General features: G+C 72.4%; 20 protein-coding genes. 6 read left to right on the plus strand and 14 right to left on the minus strand.

Annotation, left to right across the window (positions count from 1 at the left end):
• Positions 1 to 91: 91 nt before the first annotated feature.
• Both AB0M76_RS33615 and AB0M76_RS33620 read right to left on the minus strand, forming a co-directional pair.
• Positions 92 to 1,024: a helix-turn-helix transcriptional regulator gene (locus AB0M76_RS33615; RefSeq protein WP_365956544.1), complete on the minus strand. Its 933-nt coding sequence runs from the start codon at positions 1,022 to 1,024 to the stop codon at positions 92 to 94.
• Positions 1,025 to 1,110: 86 nt separating this feature from the next.
• Entirely contained in the window at positions 1,111 to 1,344 is a 234-nt protein-coding gene (locus AB0M76_RS33620) for a DUF397 domain-containing protein (RefSeq protein WP_365956545.1), read from the minus strand.
• Between the two features lie 312 nt (positions 1,345 to 1,656).
• Between AB0M76_RS33620 and AB0M76_RS33625 the strand changes: the two genes are divergently transcribed.
• Positions 1,657 to 2,265 (plus strand): SH3 domain-containing protein, encoded by a 609-nt coding sequence (locus AB0M76_RS33625; RefSeq protein WP_365956546.1) that lies wholly within the window; start codon positions 1,657 to 1,659, stop codon positions 2,263 to 2,265.
• 9 nt (positions 2,266 to 2,274) lie between these two features.
• On the opposite strand, the gene AB0M76_RS33630 is transcribed toward AB0M76_RS33625, so the two are convergent.
• The 5 genes from AB0M76_RS33630 to AB0M76_RS33650 form a co-directional block, all read right to left on the minus strand.
• On the minus strand, positions 2,275 to 2,655 hold the full coding sequence (locus AB0M76_RS33630; protein WP_365956547.1) for an NTP pyrophosphohydrolase: 381 nt from the start codon (positions 2,653 to 2,655) through the stop codon (positions 2,275 to 2,277).
• Positions 2,656 to 2,711: 56 nt separating this feature from the next.
• The gene (locus AB0M76_RS33635; RefSeq protein ID WP_365956548.1) at positions 2,712 to 3,644 is read right to left on the minus strand and encodes an AAA family ATPase; all 933 of its coding nucleotides are present in this window, start codon (positions 3,642 to 3,644) and stop codon (positions 2,712 to 2,714) included.
• Positions 3,645 to 3,647: 3 nt separating this feature from the next.
• Positions 3,648 to 4,862: an RNA ligase gene (locus AB0M76_RS33640; protein ID WP_365956549.1), complete on the minus strand. Its 1,215-nt coding sequence runs from the start codon at positions 4,860 to 4,862 to the stop codon at positions 3,648 to 3,650.
• Positions 4,863 to 4,923: 61 nt separating this feature from the next.
• Positions 4,924 to 5,610, minus strand: a complete 687-nt coding sequence (locus tag AB0M76_RS33645) for an epimerase (RefSeq protein ID WP_365956550.1) — start codon at positions 5,608 to 5,610, stop codon at positions 4,924 to 4,926.
• A gap of 18 nt (positions 5,611 to 5,628) precedes the next feature.
• Entirely contained in the window at positions 5,629 to 6,063 is a 435-nt protein-coding gene (locus tag AB0M76_RS33650; RefSeq protein WP_365956551.1) for a VOC family protein, read from the minus strand.
• Between the two features lie 130 nt (positions 6,064 to 6,193).
• Between AB0M76_RS33650 and AB0M76_RS33655 the strand changes: the two genes are divergently transcribed.
• A complete protein-coding gene (locus AB0M76_RS33655) occupies positions 6,194 to 6,880 on the plus strand; it encodes a response regulator transcription factor (protein WP_365956552.1) in 687 nt (228 codons plus the stop codon).
• The gene (locus AB0M76_RS33660; RefSeq protein WP_365956553.1) at positions 6,877 to 7,596 is read left to right on the plus strand and encodes a YoaK family protein; all 720 of its coding nucleotides are present in this window, start codon (positions 6,877 to 6,879) and stop codon (positions 7,594 to 7,596) included. The genes AB0M76_RS33655 and AB0M76_RS33660 overlap by 4 nt, the downstream gene beginning before the upstream one ends.
• Here AB0M76_RS33660 and AB0M76_RS33665 read toward each other — a convergent pair.
• Positions 7,593 to 8,546 carry a tellurite resistance/C4-dicarboxylate transporter family protein gene (locus tag AB0M76_RS33665; protein ID WP_365956554.1) on the minus strand — a complete coding sequence of 318 codons (954 nt, stop codon included), beginning with the start codon at positions 8,544 to 8,546 and terminating at the stop codon, positions 7,593 to 7,595. The two genes, AB0M76_RS33660 and AB0M76_RS33665, sit on opposite strands and share 4 nt — an antisense overlap.
• A gap of 146 nt (positions 8,547 to 8,692) precedes the next feature.
• Between AB0M76_RS33665 and AB0M76_RS33670 the strand changes: the two genes are divergently transcribed.
• Complete coding sequence (locus AB0M76_RS33670) at positions 8,693 to 9,424, plus strand: SDR family oxidoreductase (RefSeq protein ID WP_365956555.1); 732 nt, start codon at positions 8,693 to 8,695, stop codon at positions 9,422 to 9,424.
• A 31-nt stretch (positions 9,425 to 9,455) separates the two neighbouring features.
• On the opposite strand, the gene AB0M76_RS33675 is transcribed toward AB0M76_RS33670, so the two are convergent.
• Positions 9,456 to 10,205, minus strand: a complete 750-nt coding sequence (locus tag AB0M76_RS33675) for a VOC family protein (protein ID WP_365956619.1) — start codon at positions 10,203 to 10,205, stop codon at positions 9,456 to 9,458.
• Between the two features lie 135 nt (positions 10,206 to 10,340).
• The gene (locus AB0M76_RS33680; RefSeq protein WP_365956556.1) at positions 10,341 to 11,441 is read right to left on the minus strand and encodes a glutamate--cysteine ligase; all 1,101 of its coding nucleotides are present in this window, start codon (positions 11,439 to 11,441) and stop codon (positions 10,341 to 10,343) included.
• A gap of 522 nt (positions 11,442 to 11,963) precedes the next feature.
• Between AB0M76_RS33680 and AB0M76_RS33685 the strand changes: the two genes are divergently transcribed.
• Positions 11,964 to 12,950: an AI-2E family transporter gene (locus tag AB0M76_RS33685; protein ID WP_365956620.1), complete on the plus strand. Its 987-nt coding sequence runs from the start codon at positions 11,964 to 11,966 to the stop codon at positions 12,948 to 12,950.
• A gap of 132 nt (positions 12,951 to 13,082) precedes the next feature.
• On the plus strand, positions 13,083 to 13,916 hold the full coding sequence (locus AB0M76_RS33690; RefSeq protein ID WP_365956557.1) for an RNA polymerase sigma factor SigF: 834 nt from the start codon (positions 13,083 to 13,085) through the stop codon (positions 13,914 to 13,916).
• Here the strand turns inward: AB0M76_RS33690 and AB0M76_RS33695 are convergent.
• From AB0M76_RS33695 to AB0M76_RS33710, 4 genes are all read right to left on the minus strand, one after another.
• Complete coding sequence (locus AB0M76_RS33695; RefSeq protein ID WP_365956558.1) at positions 13,855 to 14,364, minus strand: ATP-binding protein; 510 nt, start codon at positions 14,362 to 14,364, stop codon at positions 13,855 to 13,857. The two genes, AB0M76_RS33690 and AB0M76_RS33695, sit on opposite strands and share 62 nt — an antisense overlap.
• 75 nt (positions 14,365 to 14,439) lie before the next feature.
• Entirely contained in the window at positions 14,440 to 15,816 is a 1,377-nt protein-coding gene (locus AB0M76_RS33700) for an FAD-binding oxidoreductase (RefSeq protein ID WP_365956559.1), read from the minus strand.
• Positions 15,813 to 16,136, minus strand: coding sequence for a hypothetical protein (locus AB0M76_RS33705; RefSeq protein WP_266661206.1), 324 nt, complete (start codon positions 16,134 to 16,136; stop codon positions 15,813 to 15,815). The genes AB0M76_RS33700 and AB0M76_RS33705 overlap by 4 nt, the downstream gene beginning before the upstream one ends.
• A complete protein-coding gene (locus tag AB0M76_RS33710; RefSeq protein ID WP_365956560.1) occupies positions 16,133 to 16,543 on the minus strand; it encodes a cupin domain-containing protein in 411 nt (136 codons plus the stop codon). The genes AB0M76_RS33705 and AB0M76_RS33710 overlap by 4 nt, the downstream gene beginning before the upstream one ends.
• Positions 16,544 to 16,707: the final 164 nt, after the last annotated feature.

The raw sequence follows: 16,707 nt of genomic DNA on the forward strand, positions 1-16,707 counted from the left end.
CGCTTGTACTGGACGTACCAGGGTGCTGCGACAACGCGGCGAGGCGCCGTGCCGGGCGGCGCGGGGGCGTGCCCCACTTCCCCGAGGCCGCTTAGTCGGCGCTGGTTTCGCTTCCGTCGCTGAACTGGCGCTTCGCCTCGAGGATCAGCTCGACGCTCTCGTCCTTGGAGACCGCCACGTTCCGCAGGTTGCTCAGGGCGTTGCGGTAGTCGTCGAGGGCCCGCGGCCTCGTCACGTAGTTCGCGCCGTTGATGTGCTCCACGTACGCCAGCTCGGCGTGCTCCCCGTCGCGGAACTTCAGGTGCGTGATCGGGTAGGGCGGTGTGGCCCCGTACTCACGGGTCATCCTGAGGATGCGGATGCTCACCTTGTCGGTGTCGCCGGCGCGCAGCAGGTGGTTCAGCTGCTCGTGCATCACGGCCGCGTTCCCGCAGCGGCGGTGCAGTACGCCTTCCTCGAGCAGGGCGGTCACCCGGGGCAGCGGGCTGTCCATCAGCCGCAGCTGCCGTTCCGTGCGCAGCTCGACGACCCGTTCGACCTCCTCCGGGTCGGCGCCGGGCATGACCGCCCGGACCATGAACCGGGCGTAGTCGCGGGTCTGGAGGATGCCGGGGACGACGAGGTTCTCGTAGACGCAGATCTCCTCGGCGTCGCCCTCCAGCTGGATCAGGCGCCTGAGGAAATCGGGGGTGACGTCGCTGAACTGCTCGTACCACTCGGAGTCCTGCGCGTGTTCCAGGAGCCGTTCGATCACCCGTAGCTCTTCGGCGTCGACGCCGTAGTGGCGGGCGAGATCCCGTACGTCGCGCGGTTTCGGCGGGCTCTCGCCGCGCTCCAGCCGGCTGATCTTCGACACCGATCCACGGATGACCGGTGCGACCTGGCGCAGGGTCAGGCCGCGGGCCTCTCGGCACCTGCGCAGTTCCTGTCCCAGCAAGCGGTCGGCCGCCGCCCGGGCCGGATCGTTTCCCATCGGCAGGACGGGAGCGACGGGCTCGGGCAGCGGCTCAGGGAGGGCGGGCATCAGAACTCCCTATGACTGGGGCGATGGTCCGTCACAGCATGGGCCGCCTCCCCCTGCCCCTCAAGCCGTGGCCTCGACTTGAGGTGTCATCCGGTCAGATGGTCGAATTCCGCATGTTTGGCGCCGTCGATGAACGCCTCGATCTCGGCGGTCGTGAACACCAGGGCGGGACCGTCGGGGAAGCGCGAGTTCCGCATCGCCACAGCGCCACCCGCCACGGCGGCGACCTCCACGCAGTTGCCGTTGCCCACGCTGGCACTGCTCTTGACCCATACCGCGCCGGGAATCTCGCTCGCCACCACGCCGTTGTCGATCTGCATGATCGGACCCCTCCTCGTCGGACGCGCACGACCGTGCGAACCCGTGTGGGACCGCACGACGAGCACTGACAGAAATGCTAGCCAGATGTAGGGGACACCGGAGTCCCTCGAACGGGTGCCTCGGCTGAGCGGCATAGCGAGGGTCCGACCGGGGCCCGAGGGGACTGATTGGGCATTTCGGGCGAAACGCCGGTGCGTCACCGGGTCGATACGACCCGGTCTCGCCATAGTCGACCGTGGCGACCGAATGGTTGCCGCCCCGGCCCGCGGCAGACCGCGGCCGGGCGGATGTCTTCGTAGAGGAGCCTGCACATGCAGAAGCCCACCAGGACCGTCCTCGCTCTCGCCGCCGGAAGCCTGGTGCTCGGCTCGGTCGGCGCGGGCGCCGCCGCCGCGGACGAGAGCCCGAGGGCCGACAAGCCGTCGCACGACGCCGTCCTTCTCGAGCCGGAGAACGACCAGTCCGGCACCTACGACGACAAGAAGTACACCGTCGGCAAGGTCATCTCGCGGGGCCCGCTGAAGATCCGCAGCAAGCCGAACACCCGTGCCGACGTCGTGGGCCACGTGAAGCCGGACCACAAGGTCGCCATCGTGTGCAAGACGTACGGCGAGTCGATCGACGGCAACAACATCTGGTACCGCCTGCACATCAAGGAGGACCACAAGGGCGGTCGCGATGAGGACAGCGGGCGCGATGAAGACAGCGGGCGCGATGAGCACGGCGGCCGCGGTGAGCACGACGGACGGCAGGACGGGCAGGACGGGCAGGACGGGGACGACCTGCGCAACGGGCAGGACCGCAAGGACCGCAAGGACCGCAAGGACGGCAAGGACGGCAAGCACGGCAAGGAGCACAAGAAGGCCTGGATCACCGCCCGTTACATCAAGAACCTGGACCACGTGAAGTGGTGCGACTGACCCTTCCGGTCAGCCCGCCGGGCGTACGGTACGCGGCCCCACACACTCCGCCCCGTACGCCCGGACCCGCTCGCGCAGTTCCCGGTCCGCCGTGACCACGACACAGCCGCGCTCCGCGAAGGAGGCGGCCAGTTCCACGATCCGGTCGTCACCACTCCCCGGCGCCGAGTCCACCCGTACTCCGGGCACGGACTCGACGCCGCGGGCGGCGCCCTCGACGACGAGGACGATCTCCTCGATCGCCCCGATCCCCTCGATTGCCCCGCCCTCGGCCGGGTCCCGCTCCGCGAGGCGGTCGCGCAGCCGCTCGGCCGCGCCCCGCCGGTCCCGCCACCAGCCGTCCGGTACGGACCCGACGACGTTAGCGGCGTCCACGATCAACACGCTCATGGCCCCAGTATGAGCAGGCACGGGCAGCTGCCTGCGCCGCCCGTGCCCGCCGGCGCCTAGAAGTCGCCGTAGTTGACCTGCCAGGTGGGCAGGCCCATCCGGCGCCAGACCGCGACCACCCGGTCCCGGTCGTCCAGCGACACCCGTACCGCGAAGCGGTGCCGCACGTGCGCGTCGAACAGCTCCGCCTTCACCACGTCGTCGCGGCGCGTGTCGCCGAGGGGGCGCATCCACAGCTCGTCGTACGGCACCTCGTGCCGCTCCAGCCACGCCTCCGTCTGCGGCCGGTTCTCCTCGCCGCGCCCGGACAGCAGCACGATGGTGTCGCCGTCGGCGCGCCGGAAGGCGTCCAGCGCGTACCGCACCGGCTCGTTGAGCGCGTCGATCTCGCAGCGCGAGAAGTCGTACGGGCTGCGGTCGCCGGTCAGCGCGAGCGTCCCGTCAATGTCGCACATCACCGCCGAGGGCAGCGCCGGGTCGGCCACGTACGGCTCGACCGTGGGCTGGTCGTTCAGCCACTCCGCGGTGAGCCGCCAGCCGCCCTTCTTGGTGCTCATTCGCTTGTCGTTGAGTATCCGGATGATCTCCTCGCCGACCGGCCGCTCCCGCGCTGCGTCCCGGCGCAGGCACTCCTCCACCGGCACGTCGGTGAAGTCGTGCACGACGAAGGTGGCCCGTCCGGCGACCGCCGCCTTGAGCCGCTTGGGGATGTGCGAGGTCAGGTGCGTGTTGTCGACGACCACGTCGAAGCCGTCGTCGACGGCCGCGCGCACCGCCGCGTCCTGGACGGCCAGGACCGTCTGCTCGTGCCGGTACGAGCGGCCGCGCTCCGGGTCGGGAAGGTCGAGCATGGCCCGCAGGTCGTCCAGGTTGACGCGGCGCATCCGGCCCGCGGCCCCGGCCTGCAGGGCGCGCGCGGCCGTCGTCTTCCCCGAGGCCGGCAGCCCCGTCATGACATGGACGACGGGGCGTGCGGGGTCTTCGGACACTGGTCAGTTCTCCTCATCGGTGGTGAAGGGGTCGGACGGTTCCGGCCGCACGTCCCGCCATACGACGAGCTCGGTGGACCGGTTGTCCAGGCGCAGGAACATCGCGGGACGGATCCGGCGGTCGGGCAGGGCCCGCACGGCGCGCGCGAACGCGCCCCGGTCGCCTGCCAGCGGGGCGAGCTGCGCGAACGCCTCGTCGATGGCGCGCTCGCGCTGCGCCGCCGCGTCCTCGAGGCGGGTGACCACCTCGCGCACCCAGGTGTCGAACTCGTCCGGCACCTGCTCCAGCAGCGCGTCGAGCGGCTTGCCGCCCGCGGCCTCGATGTCGGCGACGGTGCAGTGCAGGCCCTGCGCCAGCTCCTTGACGGGCAGGCCGGCGAACCGCTCGATGCCGTGGCTGCGCCAGATGTCCCGCTCGGTGACACCGGTGACCAGCTTGTGGAGGCGTACGTACTCGGACAGCTTGGCCTTCGCGCGCAGGCCGGAGGCGAACCGCAGCACGAATCCCTCGGCATCGGTGCCGGCGGCGCTCTCCCCGCCGGGCAGCGGGTTCGACTCGGCCAGCGCCAGCAGCTCGGCGAGCGGCATGGCGGGCCACACCGTGACGACGGATCCGATCCCCTGCCAGTGGACCGCGGCCTCGGCGAGCGGGACCTCGGTGCCGTCCAGGGCGAACGCGGCGAGGAGCACCAGGTCCCGGCGGTCGCCGTAGTCGACGACGATACGGTTCTGCGGGTACAGGATCTCCGCGAGGTAGGTCACGCCGGGGACGAGGGCCGAGGTGTCACGGGCGTCGAGGTGGCGCCCGCCCCAGGTGGCCTGGGCGCTGATGAAGGATCCCTTGGACGCGACGCGCCAGCTGCCCGCGTAGTGGAAGACCACGGCGAGGCTGCCGTCGACCTTGTCGTACACCTCGAACGGCTCGTCGGGCAGGGCCGGTGCGTACGGCTGGCCGGACTCGTGCTCGCCGACGTTGAAGAACTTCGGCAGCGGCAGGGCGACGATGGCGCCGGTGGAGTCGTCGGCGACGAGTCCGCGGCAGCGCGTGGTCACCTGGTTCCAGACGCGCCCGTACTGTGCCGTCCGCGTGTACGTGTAGATGGACAGCGGCAGTTCGGGGTGCGACTTGCGGGTGACGTGCCCTGCGTCGATGGCAGCCGCCAGCTCCTGCTGCGGCAGCAGGTCGTGCAGCGTCGGGTAGGCCTGGTTGTGGCCCATGGGTTCCTCCCGGTTCGAGATGGTTCATTCTCACGTGCGGGAGGATGTGCCCGGTACCGAATTATCGCTGGTCCGGAGGGCTCTGGGCCAGGCGGTTGATGTCCTGGGGCCGCAGGATGCGGGTGCGGACGTCGGCTCCGGGCCTCGCGACGTTGATCATCGCGCGGCCGAGCGCCTCGGTGGTGGTGACGAGGTTCGGCGCGACGCGGCGGAGCAGCGGGAAGAGCGGCGCGGTGACCAGGTAGGCGGCGCGGTAGAGGGGGGTCTTGGAGGGCACGCCGCGTACGGGCTGCACGAGGCCGGGGCGGAACATGTAGGCCTGGAACGGCAGCTGGAGCAGGTCGTTCTCCGTCTCCCCCTTCACGCGGGCCCACATGGAACGGCTCTGCTCGGTGCTGTCCGTGCCCTCCCCGGAGACGTAGGCGAAGGTCAGCCGGGGGTTGACGGCGGCGAGCGGACGGGCCGCGGCGAGGGTGAGGTCGTGCGTGACGCGGCGGTAGTCCTGCTCCTTCATGCCGACGGCGGAGACGCCGAGGCAGAAGAAGCAGGCGTCGTACGAGGCCAGGTCCAGGTCCGGTGCGGAGAGGTCCGACGGGTCGTCCTGGATGCGCTCGCGCAGCTTGGGGTGGGAGACGCCGAGCGGGGTGCGGCCGACGGACAGGACGGCCGTGACGGTGTCGTCGCGCAGGCACTCACGCAGAACACCCCGGCCGAGCATTCCGGTTCCGCCGAAGAGGATGACGTTCACGGGTGCAGCCTAGATCTCTCAGTGCGAGACGCAGAGCTCATTGCCTTCCGGATCGGCGAGTGTGGTCCAGGTGTAGGGGCCGTGGCGGCCCTCGTGCAGGTGCCGGGCGCCCTTGGCGATCAGGCGCTCCACGACGTCCTGCGGGTTGTCGGAGCCGGTACGGACATCCAGGTGGACCCGGTTCTTGGCCGTCTTCGGCTCGGGGACGAGCTGGAAGAGGACACGGGGCGCGCGCTCGATCCCTTCGGGGTGGCGGATGGCGGCGCCGACCTTCCAGACGAGGGCTCCCCGGTGGGTGGTGGTGTCGTCCTCGGTGGCCTGGCCTGCGGCGACCATCTTGCGGATGAACTCTTCGTCGGTCGGCTCCACTTCCCAGCCGAGGGCGTCGGCCCACCAATCGGCGAGGGGGTGCGGGTCGGCGGAATCGATGGTCACCTGGAACGTGTATGCCATGAGGGGACCCTACTGACGGCCGCTGACAGTCGCCACGCGGCAAGCCTCCTCGACCCGGGTCGTTCGGTCGATGCCGCTACTTCGGCGGGTACGGTTTCTGCGGACGTCCCTTTCCGAACGGGGTTCGCGCATGGAATTCGGCCACGTGGGGCGGGTGGTCGTCGCCGACGACGAGCCCGTGGTGCGCAGGGGGCTGCGGACGTCCGTCGAGTCGACCGGCGAGTTCCGTGTGGTGGCCGAGACCGCCGACGGGCACGAGGCCGTCGAGGCCGTACGGGCGCACCTGCCGGACATCCTGCTGCTGGACATCCACATGCCGCGGATGAACGGGCTGGAGGCGACGGCGGCGCTGCGCACACCCGATTCCGGTGCCGCCGCGCACATCGTCGTCACGACGGGCCTCGGGCTCGACGCGGATGTGGAGCAGGCCCTGACCCTCGGCGCGGACGCCTTCCTCCCCAAGGACGCCCCTCGCGAGGAACTGCTCGCCGCCCTGCGCGCGGTGCAGGAGGGCGATGCCGCGATGTCCCCGCAGGTGCTGCGTGACGTCCTGGACGGCCTGCGCACCCCGGCCGCGGCGCAGCGCCGGCAGGCGCGGGAGCGACTGGAGGTCCTGTCGGCGCGGGAGGCCGAGGTGCTGGGCCTGGTCGCCGAGGGGCCGGCGAACCGGGAGATCGGCGAGCGGCTGCAGCTGGCGCAGGACGCGGTGAAGGACCTGGTCGGCCGGATGCTGGCCGAGCTGGACGCCGCGAACCGGCTGCAGCTCGCGCTCCTGGCCCGTACCGCCGGCCCGGAGGCGGAGGGTCCGCCGCGGTGAGTGCCGCCGCCCGGCGCGGGTTCCTGCGGCCGCTGGCCGCGCTGCTGTTCCCACCGGGGCCGGAGGGCGGGAGCGGGCCGCACGGGGTGCTGCCGACGCTGCTGGTCGCGCTGACGTTCGTGAGCGGGGTGGTCGACGCGGTGAGTTTCCTCGGGCTCGACCACGTCTTCGTCGCCAACATGACCGGCAACGTGGTCTTCCTCGGCTTCGCGCTCGCCGGGGACCGTGAACTGTCGGCCACGGCCTCCCTGCTGGCGCTCGCCGCCTTCCTGGCCGGTGCGACGGCCGCCGGCCGGCTGCGCCGCGGCCGGGAGCCGGTGCGGATGTTCGCGCCGCTGGTGGCGGTGCAGGCCGTACTCGTGGCCGGGGCGCTCGCGCTGACGGCGGGTGGGGGCGGGCCGCTGCCGGTGGTGGGGCTGCTCGCGCTCGGCATGGGCCTGCAGAACGCCGTCGTGCTCCGGCTGGCCGTGCCCGACCTGACCACCACCGTCGTCACCCGGACGCTGACGGGCCTGGCCGCCGAGCCATGGGACCGGACCGCCGTACGCCGGCTCGTGTCGGTGGCGGTGCTGTTCGGCGGGGCCCTGGCGGGCGGGCTGCTGACGCTCCACCACGGATCCCGCTGGGCGCTGGCACTGGCGGTGGCCCTGCTCCTCTGGATCGCGGTGGCGGGCGCCGTAACGGCCACTGGGCGGGCCGGCCCCGAGGCTCGTTAGCGCTGCCGCATGCCGGAGTGGGTGGCGACCAGGGCGGCGAGAGTCAGCAGCCATGCGCCCACGGCGATCCAGAGCAGGATCTCGCCCAGCGGGAACAGCCATCCAACCCCGGTGGGGCCGGCCGCCGAGAGGCAGGCGGTGGCCGTCATGCCGAGCGGGAAGACGGTCGCCCAGCGCCGGATGTCGTAGTGCGGCCGCCACTGGCGCAGCTCGGCGGCGAGGAGGAGCGCGTACCAGCCGAGGGACAGGGCGAGCGTCACCAGCGTGGCCGTACGCAGCGCCGTGTGCGCCGAACCGGTCCATACGGGTGAGGCCGTGAGCTTCGATCCCGCCAGCGCCGAGATGGCCAGTGCGCCGCCGGCTACCCAGTGGTCGCCCGCGCCCCGCACCACCTCGCGGAAGTCGAAGTGGACGAGGGCCACCGCGTACAGCAGCAGGCCGAGGCAGAAGGCCACCAGTGCGGCCCGGGCGAGCCAGTCGCGGTGTACGGCGGCGGCCAGGATCGCCGCCAGGACGGCGAGCCCCTGGGTGGCCACGCAGACGAGGAACGCGACCCCCGGCATCCGGCGCTTCCAGTGCCGTACGACGGCGAGCAGCAGCCAGGGCCACAGCGCCGCCGCCAGCACCAGCAGGGCGGCGGCGAGGCCCTGCCACCCCAGCAGGGAGAACCGGCATCCGAGCACGGTCGTGGCGGCCACGGCCGTCAGGGCTGCCGGGGTGTCCGCCTCGGCCCGGAAGCGGCCCCGGTCGCCCACGAGCCGGGTGGTGAAATCGGCGGCGAGTACGAGCCACAGCGCGGCGGCGACGACCAGCGCTGCCAGGGACAGCACCTCGGACCCGATCAGGTGCAGGCCGACGGAGAGGATGCCGGCGGCCATGACGGCGGCGCCCGCGGCCGGGGGCAGTCCCGTCCACCATCGGCGGCCGGGCAGGGGGAACACCTGGTTCACCCTGCCAGCGGACACCGCCCGGCAGCGGCCCGCGAGCGTGGTGGGCCATTGGGCCCACAGAGCCGCGCGGGCCGGGCGGAATCCGGCCCGCCTGCGGGCCGCGCGGCCCTTGACTTCCCCGGGCGGCTGCCGGACTCTCTGCGCTCATGGGACAGCTCGACGGCAAGGTCGCGGTGATCACGGGCGGGTCGGCCGGCATCGGACTGGCGACGGCGCACCGGTTCGTACGGGAGGGTGCCCGGGTGTTCGTCTCCGGGCGCCGCGAGGACGAACTCGCCTCGGCTGTGGAGGAGTTGGGGAGCTGCGCCGTCGGGGTGCCGGGTGACGTCACCAAGGCGGCGGACCTCGACCGGCTGTTCGCGGCGGTCGAGGCCGAAGGCCGGGCGATCGACGTCCTGGTGGCCAACGCCGGCGGCGGGAAGGCGGGCGGCGTCGCCGAGTTCACCGAGGAGCAGTTCGACACCGTCTCGGACCTGAACTTCCGCGGGACCTTCTTCACCGTGCAGCGGGCGCTGCCGCTGTTCGGGGAGCGCGGTTCGGTCATCCTGCTCGGCTCGACGGCAGGCTCGGCGGGGTCCACCCGGTTCGGCATCTACGGAGCCACGAAGGCGGCCGTACGGTCGATGGCGCGCAGCCTGGCGCTGGAGCTCGCGGGGCGCGGGATCCGGGTGAACGCGCTCAGCCCCGGTCCGATCGACACGCCCGCGCTGGCGCGGGCGCCCGCCGCCATCCTGGAGGAGGTGACGTCCGGGGTGCCGCTGGGCCGGACCGGCCGCCCGGAGGAAGTGGCCGCGGCGGCGCTGTTCCTCGCCTCGGAGGAGAGCAGCTACATCACCGGCATCGAACTGTTCGTGGACGGCGGAGCCGCCCAGGTCTGACCTGCTGCCGGGCTCGCCCCACCGCGCGTGCTCAGGCCGTCCCCGGCTCCTCGCGGGCGGCCGTGAGGGTGAACATCGCCCCCTCGGGGTCGCGCAGGGTGACCCAGCGGTCGGTGGCGCTCGAGACGACGGTCGACAGGGTGGTCCCGCCGGCGGCGGTGGCCGCCTCGATGGCCTCGTCGAGGTCCGGGACGCGGAAGTAGACGTGCCAGCGGGGCCTGGTCTCCGGTGCGTGCGCCGCGGCCTCGGTGATCCCGCCGTCCAGGCGGGCGACGGGCTCGCCCGCCTGCCGCAGGACGACCTGGTCGTTCTCGTAGGAGACCTCGCAGCAGCCGGGACGGCCGGTGGCCCATTCCAGTACCTCGCCGTAGAAGATCGCCGCCTCGAAGGCGTCCCTCGTCCGCAGCTCCAGCCAGGCGGGCGCCGGGCCGCGGCCCACGCGCCAGTCGCCCGACACCCCGCCGGCCCAGATGCCGAAGACCGCGCCGTCCCGGTCGGCGACCAGCGCGCCGCGGCCGCCGGAGGGGAAGGAGACCGGACCGACGGCGACGGTTCCGCTGCGCTCGCGGATGCGGTCCGCGGTCACATCGGCGTCGTCGACCGCGAAGTACGGGGTCCACGCCACGGCGACCGCCAGGTCCGCGGTCAGCGTCCCGATCCCGGCGACCGGCAGCCCGTCCAGCTCGGCGACCGTCCACCCTTCGCCGAGCCGGGCGGGCCGGAATTTCCAGCCGAGGACCGCACCGTAGAACTGCTGGGTTCCCTGGAGATCGCGGGCCATCAGGCTGACCCAGCACGGGGCGCCGAAGACCTCCCTCGTAGAAATCTCCACCACTCACGCTCCGTCCTTCGTCCCGCTCATCCTCGCGTCCGGGCGGCGGCCCCGCACGTCGGCGAGGCGCGGCCCGGGCAGTGGTCAGCCCCCGCTCACGGCGCCCTGCCCGGTGATCAGGTCGGCGAGGGCCGCCATGCCCCCGTCCGCGAGCGCGCGGCGCTGCCGGTCCGCGGGCGTGCCCTGCTGGAGGAGCCGGTGCAGCAGGGAGCCCACCTCGCGCTGGTCCCCGGCCTCCTCCAGGGCGGGCGTGATGTGCCGCATCAGCAGCCACAGCACGTCGCCGGAGCTGCGCCGGTGGCCCTGCGGGTCCATGAGGGTGCTGTCCAGGCCGTGCCGGGCCGCATGCCACATGGCCGCCTGGAGCAGCTCGTGCGAGCACTCGGGGGGTGCGACTCCGGCCTTCTCCTCGGCGATCGCGGTGCTGACCAGCGCACGGACGATCCCGGTGAGCAGCACCGCGTCGCTGGCCTCCAGCTGCACGTCCAGGCAGCGCACCTCCAGCGTGGGGTAGCGCTCGGACAGCCTGGCCTGCCAGTAGAGCTGGCCCCGGTCGGCGATCAGCCCCGCGTCCAGCAGCGCCTCGATGCGCTCCTCGTAGTCGGCGAGCGTACGGAAGAAGGGTGTCGGGCCACTGACCGGCCAGCGGCCGAAGACGATCGTGCGCCAGCTCGCGAATCCGGTGTCGCACCCGTCCCACAGCGGCGAGTTCGACGACATGGCCAAAAGCGTCGGAAGCCAGACGCGCAGCCGGTTCAGGGCCGCCACGCCCATCTCCCGGTCGGGCACCGCCACGTGCACGTGCATGCCGTTGATCAGCTGCTCGTCGACCAGCCGGCAGGCCTCGTCCCGCATCTTGAGGTACCGCGGCTTCTGGGTGACCGGGACCGGCACCGCGTCGCGCAGGGGCGCCGCTGCGGAGCTGGCGAGGCGGCAGCCGTATTCCTCGGCGGCGGAGCCGACCGCGTGCCGCAGCCGCAGCAGATGGCCCGCAACCTCGTCCAGGTCCGTGCATACGGGTGTGGCGACCTCGACCTGGGCCTGGAGCAGCTCGTTCTGCACCTCGCCCTCGCCCACCCATGACACGAGACCCGCCGCTGCCCGCACCTCCTCCGCCAGGGCCACGGGCAGATGCGTGACGGGATCCAGCAGGACGTACTCTTCCTCAACCCCGACCGTGATCATGTCGCGCCGGACTCCTGCTCTCTTCGGGCTCCTCGGCGCCTGTGGACGCCGTCGGAAGAGCGATGCGCACCAGCTCCACCTCCTCGGGTTCCCAAGGCCCCGGCACGGTCGGTGCCCGTCAGCCCGCGGTCCCGCGGGCCCTGCTCCTGCCCCGCGGGGAGCGCCTCAAGCAAGAGAGGCGGATCCTGCCGCGGGCCGCGGGGCATTCGGCGGTTCCTTCGGGCGAATCTGGCTCCGGGTGCGTGGGGTACCGGATCCAGCGTGGCAGTTCACAGGGAAATGCACCCATCGGGCCACCGGCAGAGGCGGTACATGACCAGGCGATCCGCAGGGCGGCCGGAGTCCCGCCCGGCCGGGGCGCGTACGGAGGGGCCGCGTACGGAGGGCCCGCGCGGCCGGGTGGCCGCCCGCCGCGCCCGCGCCCGCGGCCGCCGCCCGGGCGGGAGGCCCGCCGTCAGGCCGTACGCGTCCTCCGTGTCGCCGTTGCTGCGGACGGCCGCGGCCTACTCCTGGCGGCTGCTCATGGTGGGCGCGGTCGTGTACGCGGTGTTCATCGTGCTGGGGCGGTTCCACGAGGTCGGCGTGGCCGTCTTCCTCGGCCTGGTCGCCACCGCACTGCTGCGCCCGGTGGCCGATCTGCTGGCCCGGTGGATTCCCCGCTCCCTCGCCGTGGCCTGCGCACTCGTCGGCAGCATCGTGCTCGGGCTGGGCGCGCTCGCGTTCGTCGGCGAGACGGTGGCGGCGGAGTGGAACTCGCTGGTGGCAGAGTTCCGGGCGGGGCTGGACCGGCTCGAGCCCCTGCTGGAGCGGCCGCCCCTGCGGCTGAGCCCGCATGCGCTGGGCGATCTGCGGGACCGGATCGGCGATTACCTCTCCAGCCATCGCGCGACCCTGCTCAGCACGGCCGTGACCGGCGCCGGGCGGCTGGTGGCGGCCCTGACCGTGGTGGCCCTGTCACTGTTCTGCTCGGTCTTCTTCATCTATTCGGGTGACAGGCAGTGGCGCTGGCTGTGCTCCCAGTTCCCGCAGGGCGCGCAGCAGCGCATCTCGGTCGCCGGCCGGGCCGCGTGGCGCACGTTCACCGGGTACACCCACGGCATCGTGCTCGTCGCCGCGACCAACGCGATCCTGGTGGGGATCGCGCTCTACGCCTTGGGCGTGCCGTTGGCGGTGCCGCTCGCGCTGCTGGAGTTCTTCGCCGCGTTCGTCCCGCTGATCGGCTCGCCGGTCGCCCTCGCGGTGGCCGTGGTGGTCGCGCTGGCCGCCAAGGGGCCCCTGGTCGCGGGCCTGGTGGTCTGCCTGATCGTGATCATCGGGCAGATCGAGGGGCATGTGCTGCACCCGATGCTGATGAGCTGGGCGGTGCGGCTGCACCCGGTCGTCGTCGCCCTGTCCGTGGTCGCGGGGGCCATCGCCGCGGGCGTACTGGGCGCGGTGGTGGCGGTGCCGCTGGTCTCGGTGGTCTGGTCGGTGCGCCAGGCCCTGCGCTCCCCGGAGGCAGGGCCCTGAGCTGCGGTTTCGCTGCGGGTTCCAGAATGCGCGGCTTCATATCATCCGGACGGGGGTATATCCCGAAGGACAGCTCACGAGACGGCCGTGCCGCAGCCCTCTGCGGCGCGACCACCCGTCGGAGGAGCCGAGATGCCGTACGCAGACATCACCGAAAGCATTCCGCAGGACACGCTGAGTGTGAGCACCGGTGACGCCCGAGCGCTGTCGGGGGCGCTGTTCCACCGGCTGCGGGCCCTCGACGAGGGCAGCGCCGAGTATTCCTACGTACGCAACACCCTCGTCGAGCTCAACCTGAGCCTGGTGAAATTCGCCGCCCGCCGGTTCCGCGGCCGGAGCGAGCCGATGGAGGACATCGTCCAGGTCGGCACGATCGGCCTGATCAAGGCCATCAACCGGTTCGACCCGGAGCGCGGGGTGGAGTTCACCACCTTCGCGATGCCGACCATCGTCGGCGAGATCAAGCGGTTCTTCCGCGACACGAGCTGGGCCGTCAAAGTGCCCAGGCGGCTCCAGGAGCTGCGGATCGACGCCGCCAAGGCGCACGACGCACTGGAGCAGGACCTCGGCCGTGAGCCCACGGACGCCGAGCTGGCGGGGCAGCTGCACGTCACGCCCGAGGAGCTCGTGGAGGGGCAGAAGGCGGCGCACGCGTACTCCGCGCGCTCGCTGGACGCGCCGGTGCAGGAGGACGGCGACCGGAACGCGTACGCCGACCGGCCCTCGCTCGGGGAGGAGGAGGCGGCGTACGACACGATCGAGTGTCTGGAGTCGCTCAAGCCGATGCTGGCCGAACTGCCCGCGCGGGAGCGCATCCTGCTGTCGCTGCGCTTCGGCCACGGGCTGACGCAGTCCGAGATCGGCGAGCGGCTGGGGCTGTCGCAGATGCACGTCTCGCGGCTGCTCAACCGGACGCTGACCACTCTGCGGTCGGGCCTCCTCGAGGACGGGCCACCGGAGCCGTGAGCGGCACCTGGACTTCCGCCCACACCGTCTTGCCGACCTGCCCGTCGGCGTAGGGCTCCCAGCCCCAGCTCCGGGCGAGCCGCTCCAGGACGAGCAGGCCGTGCCCGCCCGGCAGGGCGGAACCGGCCTTCCGCAGGCGACGGGGGTGCTCGGGGCTCCCGTCGCCGACCTCGATCCGGAGCCGGTCGGCGCTGCGGCGCAGCACCAGCGCGCGGGGGCCGCCGCCGTGGATGCAGGCGTTGCTCACCAGCTCGGAGACCAGCAGCAGGACGTCCTCGGCGGCCTCCTGCCGCTCCGGGCCGTACGGGTGCTGCGCGCCGGGCCCACCGGTGGGCTCGTCGGTGATCCAGCGCCACTCGGCGAGCGCGTGGCGCGTGAAGTCCCGGCAGCGGGTGACGGTTCCGTGCGTCCCGCCACCGAGAAGCAGCGTGCGGGTCTCCTCGCTCATGGAAGCCGCCTACCCAGGCCGGTACAGAAGATGCGCAAGATGCGCACGGCTACCGACGGGACCGGCACGGTCCCGTCACGATCCGATGCCCTGTCCGAAGGTGAAGAAGCCGTCCGGGTCCACGCGCTTCTTGATCTCCACGAGCCGCGGATAGTTGGCGCCGTAGTAGGCGGTGCGCCAGTCCGGCAGGTCCGGGTCGATGAAGTTCTGGTACGCGCCCTCGCCCACGTACGGCGCGAGCTCTTCCTGCAGACCGGCGAGCCAGCGCAGGTTCGCCGCCACGATGTCCGGACCGTCCTGCCCGGTCCAGGACGTGTCCATGCTGACGAGGAACTGTGCGTCGCGGTGGACGAATGCGGTGTCCGCCGGGGCCACCCGGTTGATCGCGCCGCCCCAGGTGTACAGGGCCAGGCCGCAGCCGTCCGGGTTGCCACTGCCCGGCCGGCCGGCGAGCCGGGACATGACGGCGGCAACGGCCTCGGGGGGCAGCGGCTCGGTGGCGAAGTTCGTCCGTACGGCGAACGCCCCGGCGGAGGTCTCGTGCAGCAGGTAGTCCTTGGCTTCCCAGAACGTGCGGTCGGCGATGTCCTCGCGTACGGGCCGGGTCGCCGCGAGGACCGGGGCGAGCAGCTCCCGCAGTTCGCTCGCGGGGCCGAGGTGGAGTCCGACGGCCGACACCACGGGGTCGCTGCCGCCGGCGGCGGCGACGCCGAGGCGGACCGAGAACTCGTCGGGTGCGTGCCGGGCGGCCTCCTGCACCGCCGCGAAGGCCGCGGGGGCGTCGGCCCCGTCCCACAGCAGCAGGCAGGTGGAGACGTCGGGCACCGCGGTGGCCTGGAAGCTGAAGGACAGGTTGATGCCGAAGTTCCCGCCTCCGCCGCCGCGGCAGGCCCAGTACAGGTCCGGGTTCTCCTGGGCGTCGCAGGTCAGCACCTCGCCCTCGGCGGTCATGAGTGTGGTCCGGACGAGGGCGTCCGCGGTGAGTCCGAGCTTGCGCGAGGTGGAGGAGGAGCCGCCGCCGAGCGTGAGGCCGGCGATGCCGACCGAGGCGCCGTTGCCCAGCGCGAACGCCATCTCATGGGGCTGGACCGCCGCGTGGACGTCGGCCATGCGGGCCCCGCCGGCGGCCGTGACGAGCCCGGTGGAGCCGTCGGCGACGACGGTGTTCAGTGCACTGAGGTCGAGGACGAGGCCGGTGTTGACGGAGTGGCCCGCGTAGCTGTGGCCGCCACTGCGGGCGACCAGGCCGACGCCCGTGTCGCGGGCCCACTCGATGGCGTGCCGTACGTCGCCGTGGCTCGCAGCGGACACGACGCCGTTCGGCGTGGTCGAGGCGTAGCGGGTGTTGAACGGGGTGCTGGACTCGCGGAAACCGGCATCGCCGGGCCGCAGTACGCGGCCCGTCACCGTCTTCTCCAGACGCTGCCAGTCCGCCTCGGATGCGCCGTTCACTGCACCTCCTCGATGTAGGAGATCCCCGTCGCGGCGTGCGGGCCGTAGCGCTCCCAGACCTCGCGCAGCCGCAGGCGGCCGTCCTCGGCCACCTCGGGTGTGTTGACCGTGCGCCCGCAGACCACCTCGCCGGTCGCGAACACGAGGGTGTAGCCCATGGACAGGGTGCCGTCCGGCGTACAGGTGCCGACGGTCCACCCGCGCCGCACCTCACCGCCGACGACCTCTCCCCAGACCAGGTCGCCCTGCTGGTGGTAGACGGCGACGGTGCGGACGTCGCCCTGCGGTTTGCGGAACCTGCGGCCGTCGTAGTCGATCACGTGGCCGTGTCCGCTTCGGTGTTCTGCGCGGGCTGCCCGGCGAGGAACTCGGCCGACATGCTCCGGCCCCACCAGATCGCGTAGTAGGAGAAGTCCGTGTCGTGCGCGTTGACGATGTGGTGCTCGGCACCGCCCCTCATGAGCGCGATGTCCCCCGCTGCGAGCTCCCACCGGCGGCCGTTGCAGACCACCTCGGCGCGGCCGGCCATGGCGATGAACATCTCGCGTTCGTGGTGGGCGTGCGCCTCCGACACGTCGCCGGGGCGCAGGACGCACCATGCCCCGCGGAACGGCGCCTCCAGCCCCGGCCAGGGGTACAGCAGCTTGAGGTCCAGGCCGTGTTCCCGGAGCAGGTGGTCCGGCTCCGCTGTGCGGATCTCCACGTCGGGCTGTTCCTGGTCGGTCAACGTTCCGCTCCGTTCGACGTCTTTGCATTGCGGCGTTGCGGCGTTGCGGCGTTGCGGCGTTGCGGCATTCCGGCGGCGGGCGACGTCGATCAGGCTAGAAGAAGGCGGCTCCCTTTCGACAGGGGAATTGTTCCCTTGCCGAACGGGAATCTGCCGCACGCTGC

Source organism: Streptomyces sp. NPDC051364 (genome assembly GCF_040682115.1).
In the GTDB taxonomy this organism is placed as follows: domain Bacteria; phylum Actinomycetota; class Actinomycetes; order Streptomycetales; family Streptomycetaceae; genus Streptomyces.

Coding starts and splice junctions, on each gene's coding strand:
- AB0M76_RS33620 (WP_365956545.1), bottom strand. CDS start 1,344: ATGCAGATCGACAACGGCGTGGTGGCGAGCGAGATTCCCGGCGCGGTA.
- AB0M76_RS33675 (WP_365956619.1), bottom strand. CDS start 10,205: ATGGCCCGCGATCTCCAGGGAACCCAGCAGTTCTACGGTGCGGTCCTC.
- AB0M76_RS33680 (WP_365956556.1), bottom strand. CDS start 11,441: ATGATCACGGTCGGGGTTGAGGAAGAGTACGTCCTGCTGGATCCCGTC.
- AB0M76_RS33670 (WP_365956555.1), top strand. CDS start 8,693: ATGGGACAGCTCGACGGCAAGGTCGCGGTGATCACGGGCGGGTCGGCC.
- AB0M76_RS33640 (WP_365956549.1), bottom strand. CDS start 4,862: ATGGGCCACAACCAGGCCTACCCGACGCTGCACGACCTGCTGCCGCAG.
- AB0M76_RS33615 (WP_365956544.1), bottom strand. CDS start 1,024: ATGCCCGCCCTCCCTGAGCCGCTGCCCGAGCCCGTCGCTCCCGTCCTG.
- AB0M76_RS33630 (WP_365956547.1), bottom strand. CDS start 2,655: ATGAGCGTGTTGATCGTGGACGCCGCTAACGTCGTCGGGTCCGTACCG.
- AB0M76_RS33650 (WP_365956551.1), bottom strand. CDS start 6,063: ATGGCATACACGTTCCAGGTGACCATCGATTCCGCCGACCCGCACCCC.
- AB0M76_RS33655 (WP_365956552.1), top strand. CDS start 6,194: ATGGAATTCGGCCACGTGGGGCGGGTGGTCGTCGCCGACGACGAGCCC.
- AB0M76_RS33690 (WP_365956557.1), top strand. CDS start 13,083: ATGCCGTACGCAGACATCACCGAAAGCATTCCGCAGGACACGCTGAGT.
- AB0M76_RS33695 (WP_365956558.1), bottom strand. CDS start 14,364: ATGAGCGAGGAGACCCGCACGCTGCTTCTCGGTGGCGGGACGCACGGA.
- AB0M76_RS33625 (WP_365956546.1), top strand. CDS start 1,657: ATGCAGAAGCCCACCAGGACCGTCCTCGCTCTCGCCGCCGGAAGCCTG.
- AB0M76_RS33685 (WP_365956620.1), top strand. CDS start 11,964: ATGGTGGGCGCGGTCGTGTACGCGGTGTTCATCGTGCTGGGGCGGTTC.